The following is a 5,774-nucleotide window of genomic DNA, read 5'->3' as shown; positions in this document are numbered from 1 at the left end:
TGCAGCAATTCACGAATTTTCTCCCTCCGTGCTCGTTCCTCGGAACTGCGTTTTCTTCTGCTGCTCATAATTAAACCTCCAATATGGTGCTTCTATTTTACACCTTATCGGAGGTTTACACAATTTTCGGGACGGCCTCGCGTTCCGACAGGCTGTCGGCGTTATTCTTTTTCTTTGCTCGTGTTAAAATAAATACGCAGCCTGAAAGCTGCGTGTTTACCCGTGCTTTAAACCCTGCGCATGTGTTTTTTATCATTGCATATCCCTATTTTCAGATGCCTTTTTGGCATATTCGCGATCCCAGCGTATAGTTACCACCTCTACGCCTACTTTTTTTGCATATTCCACAGTATATTTAGTTCCGCCCTTCGTACTTAGATCCGGCTCAAAAACGGCTATAAGTCTCTGCGAGTTATCTACCATATATTCGTTTCTTTTATAATATTTACGCACTGCGTGACTTTTATCTTCCTCCGACGATGTAAGTATGCGCTCATCCGAGGCTTCGATGATCTTTACCAGGCGGGCTTTTTCCTTTTCGGAAAAATATACGGCGTAGTTTAAAAAAGGTATCGCCAGCACAAGGCTTATATCATCTCTGTTATGAGTTCTTTTAAAGTCTATAACGGCCTCGGCGCACCACATATCGACGCCGGCTGCGCCTCCCGCGATAAACCGCGTAAATCCGTCTGCCACGGCCTTTTCTATCTCATTGGCTATGCGCCCTTTAAGCCATACGCACTGAGGAGCGCTTTCATCGTATTTCCACGGAAAGGCCTTTGGCCTGTGTCCGCTGAAGCAGCATGTTTTCGTTTGCATACCTTTTCCTCCGTATTTTTATTTCATCACTCACGGCTTGATATTTCAATCAAAACAAGAACAGATCATATCCTCACCGGATCAAACTTACACGAAGCGACCTGAATGGTATTCTTGCCGTATTTTCCGTTTATAATGTCCATCGCTCTCTCTGCGCGCTCATGCTTTTGCATAAGCTTTGCATCGTCAAAAAGCGAAAGCTGTCTGGGCGCGTTTTCCTCTCTAAGATCGCACGCGCGCACCGAAAGTGCGCGCACCGGAAACGCCATGATATCATGACGCATGAAAAACAGCTCTAGCGCGCATTTCCATATATCGTAAGCAGTCTGCGTGAAAAATTTAAGCTGCACGCTGTATTCATGCTTTGAAAAGTCCGTTCTTTTAATTTCAAGCTGCACCGCTCCCGCGAAAAAATGTTCGGCTCTCAGCTTTCTTGCTACCTCGTGCGAAAGCTTTAAAAGAAGGGCTCTTATCTCCGACGGCTTTATTATGTCATGCGGATAAGTCGCGCCGCGTCCTATGCTCTTAGGCCGCGGCATATATTCGCCGCTTATAACGCGGGCGGCGTCAAGACCGCGTGCCGCACGTAAAAGCCAAAGCCCGTTCTTTCCTAAAAGCGACCTCATGAACGCCTCGCCCGAGCGGGCTATATCGCCTATCGTAAATATCCCCCGCGACGACAGCTTATTATAAGTTGAGCGTCCTACGCCCATAAGCGCCGATGCGGGCAGCGGATATACCGTGTTTTCCCAATCCTCGGGCGCAATGACCGTTACGGCGTCGGGCTTTTTTAAGTCGCTTCCCAACTTTGCAAAAACCTTGTTGAAGCTTACGCCGCACGATATAGTAAGTCCCGTGCGCGCCTTTACCTCTTCCTTTATCATATACGCTGCGCGCGTTCCGCCGCCGAACAGGTGGGCACTTCCCGACATATCGAGCCAGCATTCGTCTATGCCGAACGGCTCCACTATATCGGTATAATTTTCATATATATGCTTTACCTCCTTAGACCAAAACACATACGATCTCATATCGGGCGGCACCGTGACTAAAGCGGGGCATTTCTTTTTTGCTTCCCATACGGCCTCTCCCGTTTTTACGCCGAAAGCCTTAGCCTTCTCGTTCTTTGCCAGCACTATACCTCTTCGTTCCTCGCGGCTTCCGCATACGGCTAAAGGTACGCTCCACAGCGTCGGGTCTTTCATGCATTCCACCGAAGCGTAAAAATTATTAAGATCGCAATGCAGAATTATGCGTTTCACCTGAAGTACCCCCTTGACAAAACACGAAAAAAATAATACAATTTACACGAAAAGTTTTTCGTATATTTTTATATTATACGAAATATATTTCGTTTGTCAACATCATTTTTGCGAAAACAGTTTCGTGTATTTTATAAGGGAGGCACATATGGCCTTTAAGGATAAATTGAAAGAATTAAGAGAAGACAAGGGCATGACGCAAAGCGAGCTTGCCTCTTTTGCGGGAGTTACGACGCGCACGCTGCAAAATTACGAAATGGGGCGCTCATATCCGAAAAATCAGGCTGTCGTAATGAAGCTGTGCAGCGTTTTCGGCTGCGCGCCGTCCGACCTTTTTTCCACAGAAGACGAATTTGTACGCGAAGCGACAGAAACATACGGCAGCAGAGGAACTGCTCAGGCAAAAAGCATAATAGAGCAGACAAGCGCGCTGTTCGCGGGCGGCGGCCTTAACGAAGACGACCGCGAAGCCTTTATGCAGGCGATAATGGAGATATATTTCGACTCTAAGCGCAAGGCGAAAAAATATACGCCCGACAGGTTCAAATAATCGGCACGAAGGAGATGCTTTGCTCTTATGAGAGAATATATTTTCAAAGAGGTCTGCCGTCTTAAATCAAAATACAAGACAAGCGACCCCTTTTCAATATGCCGTGAGCTGGGTATCGACGTGCGTGAGCGGGCGGATTTTAAAACGCTCAAGGGCTTTTACTGCGTTATGAACCGCGGGCGCTTTATAGTGATAAACGAAAATTTAAACGAGCATGACAAGCGCATAGTATGCGCGCACGAGCTGGGTCACGACCGCCTGCACCGCGATATTGCCGCCGCATCCGTACTGCGCGACTTTTCGCTTTATGAGATGACGTCGAAGCCCGAATATCAGGCCAATCTTTTCGCCGCCGAGATGCTTATATCCGATGCGGATGTGATGACGCTTGCGGGAAGCGGTATGGACTACTTTTCCATGTGCCGCACGCTCTCTTACGCGCCTGATCTTGTGGCGTTCAAGCTGTTTTCTATGATACAGCGCGGTCACGCGCTCACGCTGCCGCAGAACGTAAACAGCCGTTTTTTGGGAAAGTAACATATTTTGCGCCGTATTGCGATAAGGCTTGATTTGCCCTCGTGTTTCTTATATAATAGACAAAAAAAGTAAAGATATAAAGGAGAGTCAAATATGGTAAAATTCAAATTTTTCGTTCCTACAAAGATATTTTTCGGCAGAGGCCAGCTTAATGAAATGCATAAGCGCGGTCTTCCCGGAAAAAAGGCGCTTATCGTCATCTCCTCCGGCAAATCGGTGCGCGTGAACGGCTATCTTGCGCGCGTTGAGGAGCAGCTCGACCGCGCAGGTATCGAGCATGTTATATACGACAAGGTAAAGACCAATCCGCGCTCCGTCGATATCGAAGAGGGCGCGCGCTTCGCACGAGAGAACGGCTGCGACGTGATCGTGGGCCTTGGCGACGGCAGCTCCATAGACACGGCAAAGCTCATTGCGCTGCTCGCTGCTAACGAAGGCAGCCTCTGGGATTATGCGATAGGCGGCACCGGCAAGCGCACCATGGCGAAGAACAAGGCGCTTCCGATAATTGCCATCCCCACGACCGCGGGCACAGGCACCGAGGCCGATCAGTGGGGCGTTGCGACGAACGAGCAGAACGAAAAGATCGGCATGGGCAACGAGGACACCTTCCCCACCATCGCCATAGTCGACCCCGACCTTATGATGAGCGTTCCGCCGAAGCTTACGGCTTATCAGGGCTTCGACGCGCTCTTCCATGCTACAGAGGGCTACATAAGCACATACTCTAACTTCAACAGCCAGATATATTCGCTTAAATCAATAGAATATATCGCAAAGGGCCTTGCCGCAGCCGTAGCCGACGGCTCGAACGCTCAGGCGCGCGAAGACGTGGCTTTGGGCTCCACGCTTGCGGGCATAGTCGAAGCGCTCACGCTTCTTGCCGGAAACCACGGTCTTGAGCATGCGTTAAGTGCATATCACCCCGATCTTCCGCACGGCGCGGGCCTTATCATGATGAGCGTGGCTTACTACAAGCTGCTTGCCGATCTCGGCGCGTGCGATGAAAAGATGATAAACATGGCGAAGGCCATGGGCGTAAAAGATGCTTCGAAGGCCATGGACTTCGTTGACGCGCTCGCAAAACTTATTGAAGACTGCGGCGTTGCCGACTTAAAGATGAGCGACTACGGCATAACTCCCGACCGCTTCGAAGAATACGTTGACAACGCGTTCAAGACGAACATCTACACCTTAAACGCCGACCCCGCAAAGATAACGAAGGAGCAAAGGATTCAGATACTCAAAGATTCGTATAAGTAATAATTATATCATAAGCAACCCCGAGACAGTCGATTTTGACCGCCTCGGGGTTTTGTTTGGAAAGCAATATGGGCTGCGCCCGTTATGGACACTTTATCAATTCACGCATCTGTTTATAAATTTCCGGCAGCTTTTTTACAGTAAATATATCTCTGGTTCTCTTAGTTTTGAGTCTTCTGTAGTCTACCAGGTATTGCTGACAAAGCATATGTGTTTTACATAATTTTATATTTAATATGTGATGGTATGTATTGGAAGTTAATACGGTATAAAAAACGCCTCTGAATCTATTGGTTCGGAGACGTTTTTGATTATCTTATGGATTCCGTTTCTACTCTCTGATTATCATCTGCTTTATTATCAAAATTGTATAGTAAATGTCGCAATTCCTGAACTACAGCCTTTCCTATGCCATCGTATACCACCTTATAACGGGTCTATGCGCATACGATGGCGTTACAGCAACTGTCATCACCTAGAAAAACTGCCGAAAAAGATATGTGGGTCTTATTCGTATAAGCCCGTAAAGCCTAAGTCAGCCATGGAATAGCCGGTACCGCTAAGTACATCAAGTTCATAGCACATCAATATAGTATATACAATATCACAGAATAATTTCTCGGAGTGTGGTCTCATCCAGGATTCACCTGACCATGAAGCAAAAGGCAGAGTGCCTCCTTGTTTCACCTGAGTGGGATCCACATTTGCGCGCCCTTGCAATAACTCACCGGATGTATTATGGTAATATCCAGTGTATGGTTTTTTGAGCGAATTGCTGATGTCTATATAACTGTAAACAGTATCGTCCTCCGACAGATATGCAAACGTCAGGGTGTCTGTTTCGGTATCATACATCAAAAAACAGGAACTGTACAGGCTGTTATAATATATGCCGCCTTTTACATTGTAAGCATGAGTTTTTACATAGTTAACTAAAAACCGGAATGCTTCCTCCCCCCTGTTAATCGCGCTCACCGTTACTGTACAGCTTGCCGACTTTCCGCCTGCGCTTGCGGTAATGGTCGCCGTACCGGCTCCGACTGCCTTGACTGTGCCTCCGGACACTGTCGCAACGCCGGTATTTGAGGACGTCCAGGTAACATTGGCTGATGCGGAAGAAGGCGTAATGGTAGCTGTCAGCGTCTCGCTTGAACCGCTTGTCAAAGACATGGACGTTTTATTCAGACTGATTCCAGTTACTGTGGAAGTAACCGTTACCGTACAGCTTGCCGACTTTCCGCCTGCGCTTGCGGTAATGGTCGCCGTACCGGCTCCGACTGCCTTGACTGTACCGCCGGACACTGTCGCAACGCCGGTATTTGAGGACGTCCAGGTAACATTGG

At 48.1% G+C, this 5,774-nt stretch carries 6 protein-coding genes; 3 read left to right on the top strand and 3 right to left on the bottom strand.

Annotation, left to right across the window (positions count from 1 at the left end):
• Window positions 1–252 precede the first annotated feature (252 nt).
• Together IJG50_08065 and IJG50_08060 are read right to left on the bottom strand one after the other, a co-directional pair.
• Complete coding sequence (locus IJG50_08065; protein MBQ3379798.1) at window positions 253–819, bottom strand: DUF1273 family protein; 567 nt, start codon at window positions 817–819, stop codon at window positions 253–255.
• Between the two features lie 65 nt (window positions 820–884).
• Window positions 885–2,081, bottom strand: a complete 1,197-nt coding sequence (locus IJG50_08060; protein ID MBQ3379797.1) for a DNA polymerase IV — start codon at window positions 2,079–2,081, stop codon at window positions 885–887.
• Between the two features lie 148 nt (window positions 2,082–2,229).
• On the opposite strand from IJG50_08060, the gene IJG50_08055 reads away from it, so the two are divergent.
• The 3 genes from IJG50_08055 (at window position 2,230) to IJG50_08045 (ending at window position 4,431) form a co-directional block, all read left to right on the top strand.
• Window positions 2,230–2,631 carry a helix-turn-helix transcriptional regulator gene (locus IJG50_08055; protein ID MBQ3379796.1) on the top strand — a complete coding sequence of 134 codons (402 nt, stop codon included), beginning with the start codon at window positions 2,230–2,232 and terminating at the stop codon, window positions 2,629–2,631.
• A gap of 27 nt (window positions 2,632–2,658) precedes the next feature.
• Entirely contained in the window at window positions 2,659–3,168 is a 510-nt protein-coding gene (locus IJG50_08050) for an ImmA/IrrE family metallo-endopeptidase (protein MBQ3379795.1), read from the top strand.
• Between the two features lie 93 nt (window positions 3,169–3,261).
• Entirely contained in the window at window positions 3,262–4,431 is a 1,170-nt protein-coding gene (locus tag IJG50_08045; GenBank protein ID MBQ3379794.1) for an iron-containing alcohol dehydrogenase, read from the top strand.
• A gap of 507 nt (window positions 4,432–4,938) precedes the next feature.
• Here IJG50_08045 and IJG50_08040 read toward each other — a convergent pair.
• Window positions 4,939–5,774, bottom strand: an 836-nt coding sequence (locus tag IJG50_08040) for an Ig domain-containing protein (GenBank protein ID MBQ3379793.1), incomplete at its 5' end; no start/stop codon positions are given.

Source organism: Clostridia bacterium (assembly GCA_017405765.1).
Lineage (GTDB): Bacteria > Bacillota > Clostridia > Oscillospirales > RGIG577 > RGIG577.
This window is presented reverse-complemented; position numbering and strand designations above follow the sequence as displayed.

What these genes read in the sequence shown, in the direction of transcription:
- IJG50_08065 (MBQ3379798.1), bottom strand. Translation starts at nt 819, where the DNA reads ATGCAAACGAAAACATGCTGCTTCAGCGGACACAGGCCAAAGGCCTTT.
- IJG50_08055 (MBQ3379796.1), top strand. Translation starts at nt 2,230, where the DNA reads ATGGCCTTTAAGGATAAATTGAAAGAATTAAGAGAAGACAAGGGCATG.
- IJG50_08045 (MBQ3379794.1), top strand. Translation starts at nt 3,262, where the DNA reads ATGGTAAAATTCAAATTTTTCGTTCCTACAAAGATATTTTTCGGCAGA.
- IJG50_08050 (MBQ3379795.1), top strand. Translation starts at nt 2,659, where the DNA reads ATGAGAGAATATATTTTCAAAGAGGTCTGCCGTCTTAAATCAAAATAC.